This is a genomic window from Vibrio sp. 1F255 (assembly GCF_041439145.1).
Taxonomy (GTDB): Bacteria; Pseudomonadota; Gammaproteobacteria; order Enterobacterales; family Vibrionaceae; genus Vibrio; species Vibrio crassostreae_C.
The window spans coordinates 52072-69887 of record NZ_JBGONQ010000008.1 but is presented as its reverse complement, the minus strand read 5'-3'; the positions used below and the strand labels follow the sequence as shown (position 1 = coordinate 69887).

At 45.1% G+C, this 17816-nt stretch carries 17 protein-coding genes; 11 read left to right on the top strand and 6 right to left on the bottom strand.

The genetic code is table 11. The annotated features are described in order from the left end of the window. Positions 1-66 precede the first annotated feature (66 nt). Positions 67-414, top strand: coding sequence for a DUF3135 domain-containing protein (locus ACED41_RS07060; RefSeq protein ID WP_371724711.1), 348 nt, complete (start codon positions 67-69; stop codon positions 412-414). Positions 415-476: 62 nt separating this feature from the next. Here the strand turns inward: ACED41_RS07060 and ACED41_RS07055 are convergent, their stop codons facing one another. Further along, the gene (locus tag ACED41_RS07055) at positions 477-905 is read right to left on the bottom strand and encodes a DUF805 domain-containing protein (RefSeq protein ID WP_048605424.1); all 429 of its coding nucleotides are present in this window, start codon (positions 903-905) and stop codon (positions 477-479) included. Positions 906-950: 45 nt separating this feature from the next. After that, complete coding sequence (locus ACED41_RS07050) at positions 951-1298, bottom strand: 5-carboxymethyl-2-hydroxymuconate Delta-isomerase (RefSeq protein WP_050632402.1); 348 nt, start codon at positions 1296-1298, stop codon at positions 951-953. A gap of 249 nt (positions 1299-1547) precedes the next feature. Between ACED41_RS07050 and tpiA the strand changes: the two genes are divergently transcribed. Then, positions 1548-2318, top strand: a complete 771-nt coding sequence (gene tpiA / locus ACED41_RS07045; RefSeq protein ID WP_371724710.1) for a triose-phosphate isomerase — start codon at positions 1548-1550, stop codon at positions 2316-2318. A 149-nt stretch (positions 2319-2467) separates the two neighbouring features. Here tpiA and pfkA read toward each other — a convergent pair whose 3' ends face one another. The 3 genes from pfkA to ACED41_RS07030 form a co-directional block, all read right to left on the bottom strand. After that, positions 2468-3430 carry a 6-phosphofructokinase gene (gene pfkA, locus ACED41_RS07040; RefSeq protein ID WP_017061160.1) on the bottom strand — a complete coding sequence of 321 codons (963 nt, stop codon included), beginning with the start codon at positions 3428-3430 and terminating at the stop codon, positions 2468-2470. A 317-nt stretch (positions 3431-3747) separates the two neighbouring features. Then, on the bottom strand, positions 3748-4656 hold the full coding sequence (fieF, locus tag ACED41_RS07035) for a CDF family cation-efflux transporter FieF (protein ID WP_050649603.1): 909 nt from the start codon (positions 4654-4656) through the stop codon (positions 3748-3750). 164 nt (positions 4657-4820) lie between these two features. After that, positions 4821-5330: a CpxP family protein gene (locus tag ACED41_RS07030; protein WP_371724709.1), complete on the bottom strand. Its 510-nt coding sequence runs from the start codon at positions 5328-5330 to the stop codon at positions 4821-4823. A 178-nt stretch (positions 5331-5508) separates the two neighbouring features. Between ACED41_RS07030 and ACED41_RS07025 the strand changes: the two genes are divergently transcribed. The 4 genes from ACED41_RS07025 (at position 5509) to trmL (ending at position 8834) form a co-directional block, all read left to right on the top strand. Beyond that, on the top strand, positions 5509-6198 hold the full coding sequence (locus tag ACED41_RS07025; protein WP_017061163.1) for a response regulator: 690 nt from the start codon (positions 5509-5511) through the stop codon (positions 6196-6198). Then, positions 6198-7577, top strand: a complete 1380-nt coding sequence (gene cpxA, locus ACED41_RS07020; RefSeq protein WP_371724708.1) for an envelope stress sensor histidine kinase CpxA — start codon at positions 6198-6200, stop codon at positions 7575-7577. The genes ACED41_RS07025 and cpxA overlap by 1 nt, the downstream gene beginning before the upstream one ends. A gap of 76 nt (positions 7578-7653) precedes the next feature. Continuing rightward, positions 7654-8271: a superoxide dismutase gene (locus ACED41_RS07015; protein ID WP_102320305.1), complete on the top strand. Its 618-nt coding sequence runs from the start codon at positions 7654-7656 to the stop codon at positions 8269-8271. An 83-nt stretch (positions 8272-8354) separates the two neighbouring features. After that, positions 8355-8834 (top strand): tRNA (uridine(34)/cytosine(34)/5-carboxymethylaminomethyluridine(34)-2'-O)-methyltransferase TrmL, encoded by a 480-nt coding sequence (gene trmL / locus ACED41_RS07010; RefSeq protein WP_009844716.1) that lies wholly within the window; start codon positions 8355-8357, stop codon positions 8832-8834. A gap of 193 nt (positions 8835-9027) precedes the next feature. Here the strand turns inward: trmL and ACED41_RS07005 are convergent, their stop codons facing one another. Then, the gene (locus ACED41_RS07005; protein ID WP_004729712.1) at positions 9028-9552 is read right to left on the bottom strand and encodes an FxsA family protein; all 525 of its coding nucleotides are present in this window, start codon (positions 9550-9552) and stop codon (positions 9028-9030) included. A 284-nt stretch (positions 9553-9836) separates the two neighbouring features. On the opposite strand from ACED41_RS07005, the gene aspA reads away from it, so the two are divergent. The 5 genes from aspA (at position 9837) to arcC (ending at position 17749) form a co-directional block, all read left to right on the top strand. Continuing rightward, entirely contained in the window at positions 9837-11288 is a 1452-nt protein-coding gene (gene aspA / locus ACED41_RS07000; protein ID WP_019821539.1) for an aspartate ammonia-lyase, read from the top strand. Positions 11289-11468: 180 nt separating this feature from the next. Continuing rightward, a complete protein-coding gene (locus tag ACED41_RS06995) occupies positions 11469-12776 on the top strand; it encodes an anaerobic C4-dicarboxylate transporter (RefSeq protein ID WP_016767972.1) in 1308 nt (435 codons plus the stop codon). Between the two features lie 510 nt (positions 12777-13286). Continuing rightward, positions 13287-14735 (top strand): YfcC family protein, encoded by a 1449-nt coding sequence (locus ACED41_RS06990; RefSeq protein ID WP_017062726.1) that lies wholly within the window; start codon positions 13287-13289, stop codon positions 14733-14735. An 805-nt stretch (positions 14736-15540) separates the two neighbouring features. Then, positions 15541-16764, top strand: coding sequence for an arginine deiminase (arcA, locus tag ACED41_RS06985; protein WP_017062724.1), 1224 nt, complete (start codon positions 15541-15543; stop codon positions 16762-16764). A 73-nt stretch (positions 16765-16837) separates the two neighbouring features. Continuing rightward, entirely contained in the window at positions 16838-17749 is a 912-nt protein-coding gene (gene arcC, locus ACED41_RS06980) for a carbamate kinase (protein ID WP_017062723.1), read from the top strand. Positions 17750-17816 lie beyond the last annotated feature (67 nt).

The following is a 17816-nucleotide window of genomic DNA, read 5'->3' as shown; positions in this document are numbered from 1 at the left end:
AATTTGTACAGATTTCTTTCTTAAGCTTAGAGCATATGAAACACGCTTAATGCTAAGGAAGGAATGATGGCGCATCCACAACCCGCTCAAAAACTGCCACCCTTTGATGAACTTGTCCAACTCGCGAAAAGCGATCCGAAAGCATTCAATCAATTCAAACACGAGATGTGCGAACAGATGATCTGTTCGGCTTCAGAAGTAATGCAAGACAGACTTCGCGCACAACAAAGTCACATCGACTTAGTGGTTAGCCGTTGTAAAAACCCACACCACGCCAATGTCGTACTCATGCAAGAGCTGCGCTGTCAGGTCTGTAAGTTCCAAGATGCACTCGAAGGGCGCTGCGGCTTTGAAGAATCTCTGCCTGAAAATGTCGTGCCTTTTAAGCCGAATACCGAACCTAAAATGTACTGAAAGTAGCAAAGCATTAAAAAGAAAAAAGGGAGCGTAATGCTCCCTTCTTATTAATTCGCTGTTCAATATTTACATGGGTCTTCGCCGTAGTCATTACGGCCTTCTGTGCCTTTCAACAAGCCACACTCAATCAGAATCCACAAACCACACACTAATGCCGCGACGGTTGCCGCCATATGAATTGGTGATACCGGCTCTGTCGTCGTTGCAGCCATTGGCGAAGCTAAACGACCCAAGACTAATGGCACATTCAATAGTAGCCAGTAATTAGACTTATTGCGGTCGTGCCAGCGCTTAGCGGTTACCGCAAGATCTGGGATCACAAGCATCAATAAGAAGATTGGTAGCAGGATATAAGAGTAAGCAGGGAACAACACAGAAATACCAGAAGCAAAGCCGGTAATCGCTATGTAGTAGAAAATATTCCAAATCCAGTAAGTCTTACGACCAATTCTCCCCTTGAAAGAGAGCAGTAATTCTTTCATCGACATCTTAAATACTCAAATTTATACGCCGCTAAAAGTCAGCAGCAATGGTTAGTTTATTACTTTTTGAAAGCAACTTTTATCCATATCACGAATATTCACCGTTAAGCTTCTTACATGACTCGCTTGTTCTTGCAGGACCTGCATTAACGATCGTGACAATTCTCGCTTTTGCTCTTCCGTTCGTCCCGAAAGTAACTCAAAGCTGATATGAATAAAGTCTACACTATCTTCCTCATCACCGACCAACCAATTATGGCAACGCAGTGAACGAGACTTCACTGACGGCACATCAAACAAGCCACATGTGAGAGCGACTTGGTGGAGATCTTCCAGTAAGCCTTGGATATTGACTCGCTCATCCACTGAATTGGAGTACTCTAGAACTAAATTCGGCATTGTTACTTCCTGTTGTTAACGCAATCGTTTGTCCCTTAATAACAACTAACGATGAAAAATCCGAGAAGTTAGCTATTATTCTGTCTGCCGGATCACTGATATATGCTCAAAATCTACTCTGACCATTGAGTAAGATCCAAGAAAGTCATGACCACAGTCATGATCTGTTGATATTAATCTGTTATATTATTTCGTAATAAAGTTTACTTTTTTACATTCGATTTATTTAAATACTTTGGAGATATTCCTATGCGTCATCCTGTAGTTATGGGTAACTGGAAACTAAACGGCAGCAAAGAAATGGTTGTTGATCTACTAAACGGTCTTAACGCTGAACTTGAAGGCGTAACAGGCGTAGACGTAGCAGTTGCTCCACCAGCACTTTTCGTTGATCTAGCAGAGCGTACGCTTACTGAAGCGGGCAGCGCGATCATCCTAGGTGCTCAAAACTCTGACCTAAACAACAGCGGTGCATTCACTGGCGACATGTCTCCAGCAATGCTTAAAGAGTTCGGCGCATCTCACATCATCATCGGTCACTCTGAGCGTCGTGAATACCACAACGAATCAGATGAGTTCGTAGCTAAGAAATTCGCATTCCTAAAAGAGAACGGCCTAACTCCAGTTCTTTGTATCGGTGAATCTGAAGCACAAAACGAATCAGGCGAAACTGTTGCAGTATGTGCTCGTCAACTTGACGCTGTTATCAACACTCAAGGTGTTGAAGCTCTTGAAGGCGCTATCATCGCTTACGAACCAATCTGGGCTATCGGTACTGGTAAAGCAGCTACAGCTGAAGATGCACAACGCATCCACGCTCAAATCCGTGCACACATCGCAGAGAAATCTGAAGAAGTTGCTAAGAAAGTTGTTATCCAATACGGCGGTTCTGTTAAGCCAGAAAACGCAGCAGCTTACTTCGCACAACCAGACATCGACGGTGCTCTAGTTGGCGGCGCAGCTCTAGACGCGAAAAGCTTCGCAGCTATCGCTAAAGCAGCAGCTGAAGCAAAAGCTTAATTTAAACCTCACCGTTTAGATTAGATGAAAGGTCAACTTAGGTTGGCCTTTTTTATTACCTGTCGTTTCTGAAACCCAAACGGCAGGCACAAAAAAACCGCTGAATAATCAGCGGTTTTTAAATTCTTTAAGAGAACGCTAAGCGTGGCTTAGAACAACTCTTCTGCAACGCGGAACAGCTCAGAACGGTCTGGATTCTGCATGTTCTCGATACAATCGATGATGTCGTGGTGAACAAGTTCTTCTTTCTCGATACCCACACAACGACCACCGTGACCTTCTTGAAGAAGGTGAACAGCGTAGTTACCCATGCGAGAAGCCAATACACGGTCAAATGCAGTAGGACGACCACCACGTTGGATGTGACCAAGAACCGTTGCACGAGTTTCACGACCTGTTGAAGATTCGATCTCTTTAGCCAGTTCGTTAGCATCCATCATTAGCTCAGTTAGAGCGATGATTGCGTGCTTCTTACCTTTCGCAATACCATCTTGGATGTTGCTGATAAGCTGTTCTTTATCTAGGCCAGTCTCTGGAGTAATGATGTACTCACAACCACCCGCGATTGCTGACATAAGCGTAAGGTCACCACAGTGACGGCCCATGATTTCAACAATAGAAATACGTTGGTGAGAAGAAGACGTGTCACGTAGACGGTCAATTGAATCAATAACAGTGTTAAGCGCTGTTAGGTAACCGATTGTGTAGTCAGTACCCGCGATATCGTTATCGATTGTGCCTGGAAGACCGATACATGGGTAACCCATTTCAGTCAGCTTCTTAGCACCCATGTAAGAACCGTCACCACCGATAACAACAAGTGCTTCGATACCGTGCTTCTTAAGGTTCTCAATGCCTTTCTCACGAACAGCAACGTCTTTAAATTCAGGGAAACGTGCAGAACCTAAGAAAGTACCACCACGGTTGATCACGTCAGATACGCTTGAACGGTCAAGCTTTTCGATACGGTCTTCAACAAGGCCTTGGTAGCCATCGTAAATACCGTAAACTTCAATGCCAACTGATAACGCAGTACGAACAACGCCGCGAACTGCTGCGTTCATACCTGGAGCGTCACCACCACTGGTCAAAACACCGATCTTCTTAATCATGCTCACCCTCGATTTTTGGGAATCTATTATTCAATTCTTGTTCTTGCTGATTGTATATCAACAAGATTTTAAATCTATATTTGTGCGTTATGTTACATTTCCTCAACAGGAATAGCACTCAAATCGCGTAAAATTATGTAACATTTCTACTTCTGTAAGAGTATTACAGTTTTACTCAATAACTTTGTTGATTCACATCAGAATCAACATTAATTGTTACTAAGGTGGTTTTTGAATCACCTAACAGTTAATAATTTTTACTCACTTTAGTTCAAAAGCCACTCACTTACCATTTGCCCGCTGATTTTTAGCACGCATTACCACGAGTGGAATTTCTGCTGCTTCTCTGGTCCAAATACGACCGAATACGGGTCTTGGTGAATTAATACATCAGCATCAGGGAACACGGAGATAAGCTTAGCCTCTACTTCGTCAGAAATGCGATGCGCTTCAATAAGTGGGATATTATCTTCCAATTCTAGATGCAGTTGGATGAAGCGTATTGGCCCCGAGCGACGCGTTCGTAATTGATGCACACCCAACACGCCTTCCACGCTCAATGATGTCTCTTTAATCTGTTTCAGCTCATCATCTGGCAGCTTATGATCAAGCAGAGACTGAACCGCTTCCATCGCCATTTGATAAGCGCTGTACAGAATGTAGATACCGATACCGACCGCGAATACTGAGTCCGCCTGACCAATCCCAAACCAGCTCAATGCCAGTGCCAGCATGATCGCAGCGTTCATATAAAGGTCTGATTGATAGTGCAGAGAGTCGGCCGCAATAGCTTGGCTGCCCGTTTTGTTGACCACATGTTTTTGGAAGCGAACCAGACCAAAGGTCATCACTATCGCGAACAGGCTGACGTAGATACCAATTTCTGGAGAGTTCAGTTCATGAGGTCGGAAGAAGCGCTCAATACCATTGAGAATAAGGAAACATGCAGAGCCTGAAATAAACATTGCCTGCGCTAATGCAGCGAGAGATTCAGCCTTACCATGACCAAAGGTGTGCTCTTTGTCGGCAGGCTGCAGAGAGTAACGAACCACGATAAGGTTAACGACAGAGGCCGCGATATCCAGCATTGAATCCACGACGGAAGCCAACAGACTCACGGAACCTGTCACCCACCAAGCTGCGACTTTCACTATCAATAAAATAGTGGCGATGGTGGTGGCTGCCCAAGCGGCGAGCGTAACTAAACGTGCGTATTCTTGTTTCATGACTTGGCTATAAAGTGACTGATAGCACAAAGTATAACCTGCAAACCACCAATTGAATATGACAGCCATGATGTAAAACATTCATTTTTAAGGATCAAAAAAAGCGACACTCGGCCGCTTCTTTCTAAACACTTTCATTCAACGCTGATTTTTCAAACAATGAATTACTTGTCTTTGTTCATGCGTTTTCCCATTTTGTCAGCACACTTAGTCATGCGCTCTTGTTGGATTTCTTTCAGTTGAGTCTTTTGCTCAGCCGTTAGTACGCTCATCATTTGGTGTTGCTTCTTAAGCATTGCTACGCGACGCTCAGTTTGCTTCTCAACCATTTGGCTTGCTAGGTCGTTTGCTGCTGCTTCGTCAAAGTTGTCAGCAAGTACCAATGCTTGAACCTTTTCGTGATGCGCTTTCATTTGCGCCATTTTTGCCGTTTTGTTTGCACCGCGCTTTGCTTTCATCTCAGCACGGTCTGCTTCACGCATATCTTTTAACTGTTCTTTTTGAGCGTCGGTTAGGTCTAGTTGGCGCATTACTTTTTTATCGAAACCGCCACACTTGTCGTGCATACCTTTGTGGTCACCTTTATCACCACCACCGTAAGCATACGCGCTTGCTGTACCAAAAATAAGTGGAAGTGCCGCAGCTGCTAGTACAAGTTTCTTAGTCATTTTCATAATTGTTGCCTCAATTCGGTATAATAAGTCATGTGTTGCGTCTGTTTCTCAGCGCTTGAATATAGATTAGTCTTTCCCTCGTAAAGTGACGTTTAGAAAGCGTAAAGAATCGTAAAGAGTGAAAGTTGACGAATAATTAGCAGTATTATTAACCTAACTAAATGATTAAGGCTTCCCAATGGCGAACATTCTTCTTATTGATGACGACACCGAGTTAACCAGCTTACTCAAAGACATTCTGAGCTTTGAGGGCTTCACTGTTTCCGAAGCCAATGATGGCTATGCAGGGCTGGAAGCTATCAATGATGAGATTGACCTGATTCTTTTGGATGTGATGATGCCGCGTCTTAATGGCATGGAAACACTAAAGAAACTGAGAGAAAATTGGGAAACACCAGTGCTGATGCTGACCGCAAAAGGCGAAGAGATCGACCGTGTGATTGGTCTTGAACTTGGCGCGGATGATTACCTGCCTAAACCTTTCAGTGACCGAGAGTTGTTAGCGCGTATTCGAGCTATCTTGCGTCGTACTCAAACCAACACCGCACCTAAGGCGGCCAGTGATAGAGTTCAATATCAAGACATCGAAGTCTTCCCTGGCAAACAAGAAGCCTACTGCAATGGGGAGCTCATCGACCTCACCACAACCGAGTTCGCTCTACTGAGTCACCTTATCCAAAACCCAGGGCAAGTGATCACCAAAGAAGCATTGAGTTTGGATGTGCTGGGTAAAAGGCTCGCAGCGTTTGACCGCGCGATAGACATGCACATCTCTAATCTACGTAAGAAGATTCCTGAGCGCACTGACGGCAAATCACGCATCAAAACCTTACGAGGCCGTGGCTACTTATTGGTAGAGGAAGATTAATGCGTATACCTAAAATCACCAGCTTATATGGACGTATCTTTGCTATCTTTTGGTTCACCATGTTACTGGTGCTTTTGTCGGTGCTGTCACTTCCCCATTTAGACCCTCGAGTCGCGCGAGATGTGCCCGCAGATCACCTCGATAAACTCGAGCGTATCGCTAAAATCACAGAGAAACGCTACGCCAAAGAACCTAATCTGGGCAAGATTGTCTTCCAACTGGAGGCACCACGCAGCCGCAAGGATTCTAGAGCTCGCATCTACCTGACCGATCTTGAGGGCGCAGTCCTTACCTCGAAAAGGCATTCAGACTATAAGCTAAAGGCGATTCGTAACTTTGTTACCTCGATTGATAACCCTGAGATGCCGAAGCAAAAACTCTACGGACACTACATGGTCGCAGGGCCAGTGCCAATTACTCTCGCTGGTGAAGAGTTGCTGATGTATGCCGGAGTGAAGTGGAACCAACCACCGCCATTCTTACTGCGCCTGTTTGATAGACCTCTGCAGCTACTGCTTGCCGTGATGTTGGCGAGTACCCCGCTATTACTTTGGTTAGCTTGGGCACTGAGTCAACCCGCTCGCAGGCTAGAACGCGCGGCACAACGCGTGGCGAAAGGTCAATTCGAGGTCGATCCAACACTCGAAAAAGGTACTTCAGAGTTCAGACAAGCTGGTGAAAGCTTTAACCAGATGGTAGAAGCGGTAAACCAGATGATTTCGGGGCAACAACGCCTGCTCTCTGATATCTCACACGAGCTCCGCTCGCCACTGACACGTCTTCGCATGGCCAATGCACTGGCGATTCGTAAACAAGGCGAGAGCCAAGAGTTAGAACGCATTGATACCGAAGCACAGCGTTTGGAACAGATGATCAGTGAGCTGCTAACGCTATCGCGCATGCAGGTCGACAGCCACATTACTCGTGAGGTTCAGCCTATCTCTAGCCTGTGGGAAGAGATCTTAAAAGACGCACAGTTTGAAGCCGAACAGATGGGTAAACAGCTGACGTTCTCAGAGATCCCTGAGCGTTCTATTTCGGGTAACCCTAAGCTACTGATGAGTGCGCTAGACAATATTACGCGTAACGCCATTTACTACGGCAAAGACCAAGTCGATGTGCAGTTCCACGTGGTGCAAGATCAGCTAACAATTTGCGTCAATGATAATGGTGATGGTGTTCCAGAGGATGAACTCGATTCTATCTTCAGACCTTTTTACCGTGTCTCAACAGCGCGTGACAGAAACTCTGGCGGCACAGGGCTTGGATTAACCATTACTGAAAGTGCGATTCGCCAACACAGCGGAACCATCACCGCAACCCGCAGCCAGCTCGGTGGATTACAACTCGAAATCACCCTGCCTATCTTACCGGTGTAATACCCCCACAAAGATCGCAGTTGATAATGATTATCATTACCATTATGGTAAATCCTCTAATTAAGGAGGATTTACCATGTCGCACACTTTCCCTGCTTTACCCTACGCTTACGATGCCCTAGAGCCTTACATTGACGCTAAGACAATGGAAGTGCATTACAGCAAGCACCATAGAACCTACTACGATAAGTTTGTTGCGGCGGTGTCTGGCAGCGAGCTAGAACAGCAATCTCTGACCGAGATCTTTGCCAACATATCTCAGCACAGCCCTGACGTGCGTAACAATGGTGGTGGCTACTACAATCACATCTTGTATTGGAATTGCATGTCGCAAGACGGTGGTGGTGAACCTACGGGCGAGCTTGGTGAGGCTATCAAGAGTACCTTCGGTGATTTCGAGACATTCCAAGATCAGTTCGCCCAAGCGGCGATCAATACCTTTGGCTCCGGCTTTGCTTGGCTAGTGGTAGAGCAAGGGCAACTGAAGATCATCTCAACCTCGAACCAAGATAATCCGTGGATGGATACCGTGGCGAGTGATGGCGAACCGATTCTCGCGCTCGATGTTTGGGAACACGCCTACTACATCAGCTACCAAAACCGTCGTCCTGATTACATCAATGCATGGTGGAACGTGGTGAATTGGAATGCCGTATCTGAAAACTACGCGCAAGCACTAACGAACCAAGCGTAAGCGAATGGTCACGGTGGCGAACTGTACTCACTCAGCTTGCCACCGTATACTCGGGCTATCTTTGATTACTCTTGTGAACCAACATGTTTGATATCGCTCTATACGAACCAGAAATTGCACCCAATACGGGTAACATCATCCGCCTATGTGCTAACTGCGGCGCAAACCTGCACCTGATTGAACCGCTTGGCTTTGATTTTGAAGAGAAGAAGGTTCGTCGTGCTGGATTGGATTACCACGACCTTGCGCGAGTTAAGCGTCACAAGAACCTAGAAGCTTTCCTTGAGTATCTAGAGAATGAACGTGAGGGTGATTTCCGCATCTTTGCTTGCACCACAAAAACGACAGGCCACCACGTTGATGCGAAATTCCAACAAGGCGATGTGCTGATGTTTGGCCCTGAGACTCGCGGCCTGCCTGCTGAGTTCATTGAAAGCATGCCAATGGAGCAACGTATTCGTATTCCAATGATGCCAGACGCACGCAGCCTCAACCTGTCTAACGCAGTGGCAATCATTGCTTTTGAAGCATGGCGACAAATGGGCTTTGAAGGCGCGGTATAACCGAACACTCAAGCTTATCTTTTATCTGTTATCTGTTATCTGTTATCTGTTATCTGTTATCGATAGTAAACAGTAAGTAACAGCTAGCGACAGACAATAAAAAAGGCTCTTACCATTATCACTTTCTTGCGAAGGATAACGGTAAGAGCCTTTTCTGTTTTTCCCTCTATATAAAGAAAAGAGAAAAAACGGATTAATTTAAGCGGTTACGATCGTTGTCGTCGTCTTTCTTCTCAAACTCACCCTCAAAGGTGTTGCCGTCTTTTGATTGGTCAGATGGACCTGAATTGAATGGGTCTTGTCCAAATGGGCTCTGGCCAAAACCAGCTTGCCCACCCGCATGAAAACCACCAGACATATTGGTCACCACCATTTTTTCCATCATTTTCTTGGCAATCATCGCTCTTGGTGCTGGTAACAATACCAACATACCGAGTGCGTCCGTCATAAAACCCGGAGTCAGCAGCAATACGCCTGCAACCGCAAGCATCACGCCTTCAAGAATCTGTTGTGCTGGCATTTCGCCTTGTTGCAACCGACCTTGAACAGACATAAGTGTCTGAATGCCTTGGCTACGAACCAGCGATGCACCCACAAATGCAGTGATCAGAACCAACGCGATAGTTGGCCACAATCCTAAGAAGCCACCAACTTGAATAAATAGCCCAATCTCAATGATGGGTACGAAGATAAATAGTAATAATAAGATAGGAAACACACGCCCTCCTTTGTTACATCCAGTTTACGCTGAAAGCCCTATCAATCTCAAATTTATCCTGTAAATAAGCGTGTTTATTGACCCGGAATAAGTTTGCTAAATATTGACGAAACAAAAACGAAAAAGGTGATCAACTTAATATTTTTATGCGCTAAGTACAGTATCATGTGCCACATAAGTCAGGACGGATTTATCAGCCCAATATTCTAGCGAACGGAGTATTTGCACACAGAATAGGCTAATAACTAACTATATAATCAGAATAATTCTCTAAGGATCCTGTTATGGCTACTCAATCAGAAGCTCAAGTTGAAGCTCCTCAAGCTACTCGTCTCGAAGAAGATCTATTAGGTCAACGTCATGTTCCGGCTGATGCTTACTACGGCATCCACACTCTACGCGCAGTTGAAAACTTCAACATCTCAAATGTAACGATCTCAGATGTACCTGAATTCGTTCGCGGTATGGTGATGACTAAGAAAGCGGCGGCTTTAGCAAACAAAGAGTTAGGTGTAATTCCAAGCGAAGTGGCTAAATACATCATCCAAGCTTGTGACCTAATTCTAGACACGGGTAAGTGCATGGATCAGTTCCCATCGGACGTTTTCCAAGGTGGTGCTGGTACTTCTGTAAACATGAACGCAAACGAAGTTGTTGCGAACGTGGCTCTTGAACTTATGGGCAAAGAAAAAGGCCAATACGAGTTCATCAACCCGAACGACCATGTAAACCGCAGCCAATCTACAAACTGTGCTTACCCAACTGGCTTCCGTATCTCTGTTTACAACAGCGTTCGTAAACTGATTGATGCGATCGAATACCTAAAAGGTGCATTCGAGCTTAAGAGCCAAGAATTCAACACGATTTTGAAGATGGGTCGTACTCAGCTTCAAGACGCAGTTCCAATGACGGTTGGCCAAGAGTTCCACGCTTGGGCTGTAACCATCAATGAAGAAATCAAAAACCTAGAATACACTTCAAAACTACTGCTTGAAGTAAACCTAGGCGCAACGGCTATCGGTACAGGTCTGAACGCAGCACCGGGTTACCAAGGCCTAGCAGTGAAACACCTAGCAGAAGTAACAGGCCTAGAGTGTGTAGCGGCTGAAGATTTAATCGAAGCAACGTCTGACTGTGGCGCATACGTAATGACGCACGGCGCACTTAAGCGTCTAGCAGTTAAGCTATCTAAGATCTGTAACGACTTGCGTCTACTTTCTTCAGGTCCACGTACTGGTTTGAACGAGCTAAACCTACCTGAACTGCAAGCAGGTTCTTCAATCATGCCTGCTAAAGTAAACCCAGTTGTACCTGAAGTAGTAAACCAAGTTTGCTTCAAAGTTCTAGGTAACGACAACACGGTTTCTTTCGCTGCGGAAGGTGGTCAACTTCAACTGAACGTAATGGAACCTGTTATTGCACAAAGCATGTTTGAGTCTCTAGACATCCTAACAAACGCTTGTGTGAACCTACGCGACAAGTGTGTAGACGGCATTACGGTGAACAAAGAAGTATGTGAATCACACGTATTTAACTCTATCGGTATCGTCACTTACCTAAACCCATACATTGGCCACCACGAGGGTGACATTGTTGGTAAGATCTGTGCTGAGACAGGTAAGAGCGTTCGTGATGTGGTTCTAGAGCGCGGTTTATTAACCGAAGAAGAACTTGATGACATTTTCTCTGTTGAAAATTTGATGCATCCTCAGTATAAAGCGAAGCGCTACGAATAAAGTTAGCGAGAAAGGGTTCCAAACGGAGCCCTTTTTTAGGCTCCAATACGGTTAACCATGATTATTTTGTGGATTTCCGTTGGTTGCGCTTTTGCCAAATTGAATCTAAACCATAGAACTATTATGTGAACATTCCAGCGGCGAATGTTCACATAATAAAATCTAAATGAGGTGTTACTTATGATTGCAGTAGAACTGTTTGTCGTCCTGCTCTTTATCTTTTTGGGGGCCAGAATTGGCGGTATCGGTATTGGTTTTGCCGGTGGTGCTGGTGTTATTGCCCTTTCACTTATTCTTGGCGTTCCAACAAGCCAATCTTTCATCCCGATCGACGTAATCTTGATCATCATGTCAGTTATCACCGCAATTGCTGCAATGCAAGTTGCTGGCGGTATGGACTGGTTGGTACAAATTGCCGAAAACTTTTTGCGTAAACACCCTGAACGCATCACCTTTTACGCGCCGATTGTGACCTTTGTAATGACATTAATGGCGGGTACTGGTCACACAGCATTCTCTACGCTTCCTGTTATTGCAGAAGTAGCGAAAGGCCAAGGTGTTCGTCCTTCTCGTCCACTGTCTATCGCAGTTGTCGCTTCTCAAATTGCGATCACAGCTTCGCCAATCTCGGCTGCAGTTGTGGCTTTCGCAGCAATGTTGGCACCATTTGGTGTTGATTACCTAACGCTATTGATGGTTTGTATCCCAACAACCTTCATCGCTTGTATGGTTGGTGCGGTTGTTGCTAACTACATGGGTAGCGAATTGAAAGACGATCCTGTTTATCAAGAACGTCTTGAGAAAGGTCTAATCAAGCTAGCAACTGAAGAGAAACGCGAAATTCTACCAACGGCAAAGAGAGCGACTTACATCTTTCTAGCTGCAATTGGTTTCGTGGTTTGTTACGCAGCGGCTATCTCTAGCTCTGTTGGCCTAATTGAAAACCCGGCGCTAGGTCGTAACGAAGCGATCATGTCTGTAATGCTGGCAGCAGCAGCGGCTATCGTGATGTTCACTAAGATTGATGCAGCGAAGATTTCTTCAGCACCAACGTTCCGTTCTGGTATGACGGCATGTGTATGTGTACTTGGTGTGGCTTGGTTAGGTTCAACGTTTGTAAACGCACACGTTGCTGAAATCAAAGACGTAGCAGGCGCTCTACTGGCTGACTACCCATGGATGCTGGCTCTTGTTCTGTTCTTCGCTTCTATGCTGCTTTACTCTCAAGGCGCAACAACAGTTGCACTGATGCCTGCAGCACTAGCGATTGGCGTAGCACCACTAACAGCCGTTGCTTCTTTTGCTGCGGTAAGTGCGCTGTTCGTACTTCCAACTTACCCTACGCTACTAGCAGCGGTTGAGATGGATGACACAGGTTCAACGCGTATTGGTAAGTATGTATTTAACCACCCATTCTTCATTCCTGGTGTGGCAACAATCAGTACTGCGGTAGCACTCGGCTTCGCATTCGGCGGTCTGTTTATCTAACATTCGCTGATGATTAAAACTTTAAAAGGAAGCTTCGGCTTCCTTTTTTGTTTTCTACTCAATGTGTTATTTGATACACATCAAATAACTATTATAAACTTTAAAATCCGCCCAAAAATAAAATTTGAATAAAATTCCAAGATTATTCAACCCAACTAATAACAACACTTACCAAATCAATCCCCCCTCGCTTCCACCTAATCCACATCGAATATTAATCCAAGCTAACTAACCAAAAAACCTTGACGATTTTCTGCCATTTTTTAGCCCTTTCATTAGCCATTATTTTTGTGAACAGCACCAAACTTAAATACCGGAGTAAGGAATAAAATAACCGCAGCTAAATTAAATCTAACTTCATTTGGATTAGTAAATATAAAAACAACCTTAATTTAAAGTCAGCAACTTTATATCGTTGAGTGCTTTATAAGTGTCCGTGTATTTACAATCTATAAATCATTAGTCGCTAATTCACATCACTTCTATTTAAGATGATGTAAGGAGATAGCCATGACAACTCAAACGATACCAAGCGAGAAAAAAAAGGGCGGCTTCTTTGCCAACTTTAAATTCCCTTCTGCCTACACCATTCTATTTATTCTGATTGCGTTCGTCGCACTGCTTACCTGGATTGTTCCAGCAGGCCAATACGACCGTGCAATGAATGAAGAGCTAGGCCGAGAAGTACCCGTAACCGGAACCTATCAAGCGGTAGAAGGTAACCCTCAAGGCGTGATTGATGTACTGCTCGCGCCTATTGACGGCTTCTATGACCACAATAGCTATGAAGCGGCGGCTATCGACGTTTCGCTGTTCATCTTAATCATTGGTGGCTTCTTAGGGCTAGTAACCAAAACGGGTGCCATTGATGCCGGTATCGAGCGCGTCACCGCCCGCTTAGAAGGGCGAGAAGAGTTGATGATACCAATACTGATGGCGCTATTTGCCGCAGGTGGTACCGTCTACGGCATGGCGGAAGAATCACTGCCCTTCTATACATTGCTAGTGCCGGTAATGATGGCAGCTCGCTTTGACCCTCTTGTTGCCGCTGCGACCGTACTGCTTGGTGCAGGTATTGGGGTGCTGGGTTCAACGATTAACCCATTCGCAACCGTGATCGCTGCCAACGCCTCTGGTATTCCATTTACAGACGGTATCGTGTTGCGCATTGCGATGTTGATTATTGGTTGGGGTATTTGTGTTGCCTACGTAATGCGTTACGCAAGAATGGTTCAAGCCGATCCAACAACATCAATTGTCTACGACAAATACGAAGAGAACAAAGCGCACTTCTTAGGTAATGCGAGCGGCGAAAAACTTGAATTCACCGCGACTCGCAAACTGATTCTGACCATTTTTGGTGGCTCGTTCGCTGTAATGATTTATGGTGTATCCGTTGCTGGATGGTGGATGGCTGAGATCTCAGCGATGTTCTTAGCAGCAACCATCATCGTTGGTATTGTGGCTCGCATGAGCGAAGAAGAGTTTACCACCAGCTTCATTGATGGTGCCCGCGACCTACTTGGCGTTGCGCTCATCATAGGTATTGCACGTGGTATCGTAGTGGTGATGGACCGCGGTATGATCACCGATACCATTCTCTTCTCAGCAGAACAGATGGTAACGGGGCTTTCTTCGGTTATCTTCATTAACGTGATGTTCTTCTTAGAGATTCTACTGTCGTTCTTAGTGCCATCGACCTCTGGCTTAGCGGTACTGACCATGCCAATCATGGCACCACTGGCCGACTTTGCTGGCGTAGGTCGTGACTTGGTTATCACTGCGTACCAATCTGCATCTGGCTTGGTGAACCTAATCACCCCAACCTCCGCGGTGGTGATGGGTGGTTTGGCGATTGCTCGTGTCCCTTACGTGCGCTGGGTTAAATGGGTGATGCCACTAGTCGGTATATTGATGGTGTTCTGCATTGTTGTACTGAGTATTGGTGCGCTGATCTAACTAACAGCACTTCACTCCTTTCTCATCCAAAGCCGCTTCTCACAGCGGCTTTTTTATTGTTCCCTCTCAATGTAACCCTCTGCCACTGAAACAGCTCCTCAAAGCCATACACGCGATATTCAAGGTTCTTCTGTTCGTAGCCAAGCTCAACCAAACTCAAAGCACTCGCAATAGAAGAATCAATCCTACTTTTAAACATCTAATTTTCTTGATGAAATAACACTCTATTTTCAACCATGATGTTTAAACAAATAGTTAGTCACTTATTAGCGTTAATTATATTTAAAGTAATTAATAGCCTAATAAACAGACGAGGATTAATGCCCTTTTCTATCAAAAAACACACTTAAACAGCCGATTTTAAAATGTGATCGCAACAGCTTTATTCGCATTTACTTTGTTAATAAACAATTAATTCCACATCCAAAATTAAATATCTAAATAAAAACACTGCATACTTCCAAGCTAAGTACACTCTTATCAATAAAACTATTCTGCATATAATCCCTCGTAAATTAGATTCTAGTAAGTTTCGTCAAAAAAGCGTGCATAAAGTTCCCTAACTGCTAACTATTTAGAATGTATTATTCATAACTGAAAGTGCATAAAGTTTGTTAAAACCCTTAATTTTAAAGGGCTGCGGGATAAAAAACGATTTGTGATAGATCTCTAAGAATACCTGACTAGCAGGCGTAATATTAATTCCAGACAAGAGATATGAATAAATAATTCATTCTTCTCAACTGAAAATAAATAATTACTCTTAGCGATAAAAGTAATTCAAATATATAAGAGAGAGACGATCATGAGTAAGTTCTATGTAGGTTCTGAAATAGGTCAATTACGCCGCGTTCTAGTTCACCGTCCAAGACGCGCACTGACTCACCTAACACCCTCTAACTGTCACGATTTACTATTTGATGACGTACTGGCTGTTGAACGTGCTGGTAAAGAGCATGACGCATTTACTCAAACGCTGCGTGATCAAGGTGTTGAAGTTCTTCTTCTTACTGACCTACTAGCAGACACGCTAGCAGTGCCAGAAGCGAAAGATTGGCTTTTGAATCATCAAGTTTCTGATTACCGCTTAGGCAAAACCTTTGCTAACGATGTGCGCTGCTACTTGGGCGACTTACCAAACCTAGAACTAGCAAAAATCCTAACGGGTGGTCTGTCTTACGCTGAGATGCCAATGAAATCATCTTCAATGATGCAAGGCATGCACGCACCAACCGACTTCATTATCGAACCGCTACCAAACCACCTATTTACTCGTGACACATCTTGCTGGGTATACGGTGGCGTATCCATCAACCCGATGGCGAAACCTGCTCGTCAACGTGAAACCAACCACGTTCGCGCTATTTACCGCTGGCACCCAACATTTGCTGGCCAAGACTTCATTAAGTACTTCGGCGATGAAGAAAACATCAGCTACGACAACTCAACCATTGAAGGCGGTGACGTTCTTGTAATCGGTCGCGGTACGGTTCTTATCGGTATGTCTGAGCGTACAACAGCACAAGGTGTTGAGCACTTAGCATCTAGCCTATTCAAACACGGTCAAGCGAAACAAGTTATCGCAATGCAGCTACCAAAACACCGCTCTTGCATGCACTTAGACACCGTTATGACGCACATGAACGAAGATACGTTCTCTGTTTACCCTGAAGTGGTGAGTAAAGACGTACAGTGCTGGAACCTAACTGGTGATGAGTCTGGCGCAGTGAAAGTGAAAGAAGAAGGCTACTTCGTAACAGCTATCGAAAAAGCACTTGGCGTAGACAAGCTAAACCTAATCACGACCGGTGGTGACAACTTCCATGCAGAACGTGAGCAGTGGAACGATGCAAACAACGTTCTAACGGTTAAACCTGGCGTTGTGATTGGCTACGAAGGCAACACCTACACCAATGAAAAATACGATAAAGCAGGCATCACAGTTCTTCCTATCCCTGGAGATGAACTTGGCCGCGGTCGCGGTGGCGCACGCTGCATGAGCTGCCCAATTGAGCGTGATGGTATCTAATCACTAAGACGAAAACGGCCAAGTTGAATGATCTTAAATAATCTCAGCTTGGCCAAAATGAGAGAACACAATTATGACTAAGCAAACTGTTGTTGTTGCACTCGGCGGTAATGCCTTACTTCGTCGCGGTGAGCCGTTAGAAGCCGATGTTCAACGCCGTAATATTGAAACAGCGGTTAAAACCATCTCTGAAATCGCGAAAGTGTACAACGTGGTTCTAGTACATGGTAATGGCCCACAAGTTGGTTTACTGGCTCTGCAAGGTTTGGAATACAAAAAAGTAAACCCGTATCCGCTAGATGTATTGGGCAGTGAGACTCAAGGCATGATCGGCTACATGCTGATGCAAGAGTTCAAGAACTATCTACCTAACCGCAACATCTCGTGCATGTTGACGCAAATGACCGTTGATCCAAACGATCCTGCATTCGCCGATCCAACGAAGCCGATTGGCCCGATCTACGAAGAAGCGGAAGCGCGTGAATTGGCGGAGAAATTCCACTGGATCGTCAAACCAGACGGCCAACACTTCCGTCGCGTTGTGCCAAGCCCACGCCCTACTGGCATTGTTGAGCACGAAGCGATCACCCAACTTATCGATGCAGGCCACCTAGTGATTTGTACTGGCGGCGGTGGCATCCCAGTGAAAAAAGAGAACGGCAAATTAGTGGGTGTTGAAGCGGTTATCGACAAAGACATGTCAGCGGCTTTCTTAGCGAAACAACTGGATGCGGATGCACTGCTTATTTTGACCGACGCGGACGCTGTTTACCTTGATTGGGGCAAACCGACTCAACACGCACTGCGCAGCACCACACCAAGTGAACTGGCGAAATTCGAATTTGATGCAGGCTCTATGGGACCAAAAATTGAAGCATCGTGCGAATTCATTCAGCAAGGCGGCAAAGTCGTCGGTATTGGTGCACTCGAAGATGGTTTGCAAATCCTGCAAGGCTTGGCGGGCACCAACATCACCAAAGATTAATCTACTCGCGAGCTTTTCAAACCTTGCGAGAAAACTGAATCACCGTTTGAACTGAAATTAATACACA

Coding starts and splice junctions, on each gene's coding strand:
- fieF (WP_050649603.1), bottom strand. CDS start 4,656: ATGAAACAAGAATACGCACGTTTAGTTACGCTCGCCGCTTGGGCAGCC.
- ACED41_RS07025 (WP_017061163.1), top strand. CDS start 5,509: ATGGCGAACATTCTTCTTATTGATGACGACACCGAGTTAACCAGCTTA.
- cpxA (WP_371724708.1), top strand. CDS start 6,198: ATGCGTATACCTAAAATCACCAGCTTATATGGACGTATCTTTGCTATC.
- ACED41_RS07015 (WP_102320305.1), top strand. CDS start 7,654: ATGTCGCACACTTTCCCTGCTTTACCCTACGCTTACGATGCCCTAGAG.
- ACED41_RS06990 (WP_017062726.1), top strand. CDS start 13,287: ATGACAACTCAAACGATACCAAGCGAGAAAAAAAAGGGCGGCTTCTTT.
- aspA (WP_019821539.1), top strand. CDS start 9,837: ATGGCTACTCAATCAGAAGCTCAAGTTGAAGCTCCTCAAGCTACTCGT.
- ACED41_RS07055 (WP_048605424.1), bottom strand. CDS start 905: ATGTCGATGAAAGAATTACTGCTCTCTTTCAAGGGGAGAATTGGTCGT.
- ACED41_RS07060 (WP_371724711.1), top strand. CDS start 67: ATGGCGCATCCACAACCCGCTCAAAAACTGCCACCCTTTGATGAACTT.
- trmL (WP_009844716.1), top strand. CDS start 8,355: ATGTTTGATATCGCTCTATACGAACCAGAAATTGCACCCAATACGGGT.
- arcC (WP_017062723.1), top strand. CDS start 16,838: ATGACTAAGCAAACTGTTGTTGTTGCACTCGGCGGTAATGCCTTACTT.
- arcA (WP_017062724.1), top strand. CDS start 15,541: ATGAGTAAGTTCTATGTAGGTTCTGAAATAGGTCAATTACGCCGCGTT.
- ACED41_RS06995 (WP_016767972.1), top strand. CDS start 11,469: ATGATTGCAGTAGAACTGTTTGTCGTCCTGCTCTTTATCTTTTTGGGG.
- tpiA (WP_371724710.1), top strand. CDS start 1,548: ATGCGTCATCCTGTAGTTATGGGTAACTGGAAACTAAACGGCAGCAAA.
- ACED41_RS07050 (WP_050632402.1), bottom strand. CDS start 1,298: ATGCCGAATTTAGTTCTAGAGTACTCCAATTCAGTGGATGAGCGAGTC.
- pfkA (WP_017061160.1), bottom strand. CDS start 3,430: ATGATTAAGAAGATCGGTGTTTTGACCAGTGGTGGTGACGCTCCAGGT.
- ACED41_RS07030 (WP_371724709.1), bottom strand. CDS start 5,330: ATGAAAATGACTAAGAAACTTGTACTAGCAGCTGCGGCACTTCCACTT.